Origin of the sequence: Streptomyces sp. H27-H5, from assembly GCF_026627505.1 — a bacterium.
Taxonomy (GTDB): Bacteria; Actinomycetota; Actinomycetes; order Streptomycetales; family Streptomycetaceae; genus Streptomyces.
The window spans coordinates 1-1,723 of sequence record NZ_JAPNLK010000272.1; the positions used below are offsets into that span (position 1 = coordinate 1).

At 66.8% G+C, this 1,723-nt stretch carries 2 protein-coding genes; both read right to left on the reverse strand.

Annotated features, from left to right (window positions below):
* Nucleotides 1-71: 71 nt before the first annotated feature.
* Nucleotides 72-929: a hypothetical protein gene (locus OTB19_RS42680; protein WP_267804245.1), complete on the reverse strand. Its 858-nt coding sequence runs from the start codon at nucleotides 927-929 to the stop codon at nucleotides 72-74.
* Nucleotides 930-1,130 carry a hypothetical protein gene (locus tag OTB19_RS42685; RefSeq protein ID WP_267804247.1) on the reverse strand — a complete coding sequence of 67 codons (201 nt, stop codon included), beginning with the start codon at nucleotides 1,128-1,130 and terminating at the stop codon, nucleotides 930-932.
* Between the last annotated feature and the right edge of the window lie 593 nt (nucleotides 1,131-1,723).

Sequence of the window (1,723 nt, forward strand, 5' to 3'; positions counted from 1 at the left end):
ACCGTGTGCCGGACCGAAGCCGGGTCGTCCGAGGACCGCTTCCCGCAGGATGCCTGCGCGCTCACACAGCGTCACCAATCCAGCCACGCCCAACCGGCAAAGGACCTGCGACGCGCTGCACTAGGGTTCCTCACCTCCTGCGGCCAAGGAGCCTGCCCGTCGTGGAACGCATCGCCGGGCTTTCCGGGCTGGCCGTCGCTTCCGGGGTAGCACTCGCCCTTGTCTCCGCCGCCGTTGGCGCCGTCGTCGCCGGTGCTCGGCTTCGGTGTGCCCACGCTTCGGCCGGGGCGGTCGAGGTCGATGCCGCCCTCGCGAGCGATCTTCCGGGCGTTTCCCTCGTGGCCGGCGTACAAGCCGGGAAAGGCAGAACGCTGTACTGCCTGGGCGGCGCGGCCCATGTCCATCGTTTCCCAACCTGGTACATCATCCAGGCCGGGCGGGTCGCCGTCGTCAGCACCGAAGAAGAACATCTTTGCCGAGTAGGTGGGTTGCATTATCTGCTCGACTGTCCCCCAGCCGGCGGCGGGTCGCTGCTGGAAGAGGCCGACTGAGTCGAGGTCTCCGTGATCCAGGTTGAAGAGGGTCGATTCCTGAAGTGCCGTCATAAGGGCAATGAGGGTGGCTCGTCCTGACAGGCCGCCGTCGGCCGCCACCTTGTCGATGATCTTCGCGTTCTCGATCTGCTCCTTACGCGTCTGGGGGCCGTTCCCGCCCGCCGTGCCATCGCCGGCATCGTCGTCCTGGTCGACGCCGGGCTGACCTCGCTTTCCACACGAATCGGCCCCAGCCGCGCCGCTCATCCCCCCGGAGAACAGGCCGAAGGCCACCAGGAACACGATGAACGCCAGGAGGGTAATTCCTCCGGCCTTGAGCTTGAATGCCGTCCCCCCGAGTCGGGACAGGGCGCGGACTGCGTCGCGTCCCTCCACCTACAGCCCCAGGATTCGAGAGACCCGCCACTCACCCGCGTTGGAGAGCATCAACTCCAGGTTGAGGACGGTGGTCTCGTGATAGGTGGTATAACCGGCGACGTTCACCTCTGCGGTGACCTTGCGCCATACCCGGATGGGAGAGTCTCCGGGGAGACCGTGATCTGCGGGGTCGACCTTGACTGCGGCAACGGTGGACACGCCGCCTCGGCTGACGAGCCTGTCCCATGCCGGGTCATCGTGCCCTGTCAGGTTCTCGGTGAGTGCCGGCGCCAGGTATGGAGCGGCGCGAAGGACGGCCGCCCTGTGGGTACCGTCCACGGGCGGGTTCCGGGTGAGGTAGAGGCGGATGGCTTGCTCTGCAACGCGCTTCGGGTCTCGGAGATCGGCGGGCGAGGCACTCGGCGAGGGGGAGCTTGTCGGGGACGTCGAGGCGCCCGCGGTGGCGGCGGCTTTGTCGTCCTGGGCTCCCGGGCTTGCTGTACTCACGCTTGTCGCACTGCTGTCGGCCGGCCACAGCCACCGAGTACCCGCACCGAGAGCCAGGATCAACGCAATGATGATGGCCGCTCCGGCGGGACGGAGCGGGTCGCGGCGCCGCTGCTCGCGAACCCATTCCGTGGTCTGTCGTCGCGCCTCCTCGCGGTGCGCCCGCTTGGTCCCTGCCCTACTCAGGTTGAACTCGTAGTTTCCGCCTTCTCGATCTTGGTGAGTTCTATGGTCAGCCCGGTCTCCGTGAGGCAGCCGTTGATCAGTTCGGGGCGGTATTGGATCTTCTTGAGCTTGTGCTTGAT